General features: G+C 64.5%; 2 protein-coding genes. Both read right to left on the bottom strand.

Annotated features, from left to right (window positions below; translation table 11 throughout):
• Nucleotides 1-1,156: M43 family zinc metalloprotease (locus tag ACZYZ3_RS20480; protein WP_463965598.1), on the bottom strand; the 1,156-nt coding region annotated here is incomplete at its 3' end.
• Between the two features lie 549 nt (nucleotides 1,157-1,705).
• Nucleotides 1,706-1,926, bottom strand: a 221-nt coding sequence (locus ACZYZ3_RS20475) for an LGFP repeat-containing protein (RefSeq protein ID WP_463965597.1), incomplete at its 5' end; no start/stop codon positions are given.

The following is a 1,926-nucleotide window of genomic DNA, read 5'->3' as shown; positions in this document are numbered from 1 at the left end:
TGCCGTTTTCGTACCCGCTCCGGGCCCAGGCCTCACGGATCGGTCCGATCAGGCTCGGCTGCGCGCCGGTCGCCGGGGACCACATGACCACGCCGTTCTGGAACCCCTGGAAACAGCCGCCGCCACGCAGGCCACACGAAATCGCCGACGTCGCGGAACCCAACGACGACGACGCCGACGTCAACTCCGCAATCGCCTTCACCGCGGCAGTCGGAGTCGTTTCGATGGTCACACCAGCGGCACTGTCGGAGATCCAGTTGATGGTCACGCTGGTGCCGGCGTGCGTCGTGAAAGTCTGGCCTGCCTGCCAGGCATGGTTGTCGCTGTAGTAGCCGGCGAAGCGCCGGGTGTCGGGCATCAGGACCAGGGAACCGGACCCGAACTGTTGGACGATTTTGACTCCGCGGTTGCCGTTAACGGCTGTTGTCCGGTCGAATCCGACCGGGAGCCTGAGCTCCAGGTAATAGACCTCCCCGCTCACCGGGTCAGTGAACTTGAGGGCGCGGTTCTCGGCCCGTCCTGCCCAGGCGGTGAGCCTGTAGCTACTGGAGTTCGTGGCCTTTCCGACGTTCAGAATGTCGCGTCCCGTGCCGAATCCGCCAAAATCCCACAACGTCGAGCTGATCGTCGGTTGGGTGGACTGGGAGACGCCCATCAGGTCCATCGTGTCGCCGTATTCGCGGATCTTACAGGTCCCGTCGGTGAAGGAGCCGTCCGCTCGCGTGGCGACGTCCTGCCTCCCGCTGCCACATTCGAGGCTATTGGCGTGCATGAGGCCAAGGACGTGGCCGAACTCGTGGGTCAGGACGCTTCTGGTCAAGGATGCAGGCTGCGGCATGATGACCCGTCCGCTGGTCCCGTTGTAGCTCCAGCCGGCACCGTAAGCGCCGTCGGATAGCGTCGGGGAGGAGACAAAGACCACCAGGGCCGTGTAGGGACTTACTACCCAGCCGAGTTCGTTAGTGATCGTGTTCATCATGTCGGGGTAGCGCTGGCGCGACGACGCGCTGCGGCTGGTGTGCGTCTCGGTGCTAGCCACGCTCATGGAGAGCCGTCCGTTGGACATGCTCTCCCAGTAGTCGCTGGTGGCCCGCACGGCAGCGACGGCCGAGTCCATCGGGATGTTTGCCTTGACGTCGGTCAGCTGCACGGTCACGAGCCGCACCTTGATGACTCCGGACCGGGCGAGGGAATAAGCCTCGGTGCTCAGGGCCCGCGGCGCTGCCCCTTTGGCACCAGAGGACGGCGGGGTTTGAAACGTGTGGACGGAAGTCGGTGCACCGCCGGTCTGCTCAACACCAGGCGGTTCGACCGTCGGCGCGGTGGCCGGGGTGGATACGCCATTGACCGGCGGCGGGCTGGTCGCCGAAGCTGGCGCAGCCGTGAGCCCGGTTAATGTTGCCGCCGAGAGGAGGACTGCACAGAGATGCGTTGCGAACATCCGTCTGAATTTCATTGTTTCCTTCAAAGTACGCGGGGCTGCGAAGCAGGGTTCGGGAGCTCCCGCAGGGAGACCGGGAAGTCAAAGTAGTCTAGGGACTGGTTTTCCGCGGCCCGCACAGCCGGGGTGAATTTGCCCATCCCTTGTGGAAGGGAGGGATTTCCTGCGCCTACGGTGGATCGGTCCTGCGGTAAACCAGCGGATATGGGGACCTCCCGGTGCGGGGCGGGGGTACCTTGCGGTCGGCGGCCGTGCCCCGGGCACTTAACCGATGTAGGCGCCGCGTGAGGATGTCCACGTGATTTTTCCGCCGGTGAACTGCTGGGTGCAGGTGGTGTTGTTGGTGGTGCAGGTTTGGGTGTTGGTGGGGTATCCGAGGGGGCCGTTTTCGAAGCCTTGTTGTCCCCAGGCTGTTTGGATCGGGCCGAGGGTCATGGGGGCGGCGCCGGAGAGGGGGGACCACATGATGGAGCCCTTCTCGAAGT

Source organism: Pseudarthrobacter linnaei (assembly GCF_055412825.1).
Note: the sequence above shows the minus strand (reverse complement) of the source record. Positions and strands in the feature narration are given on the sequence as shown.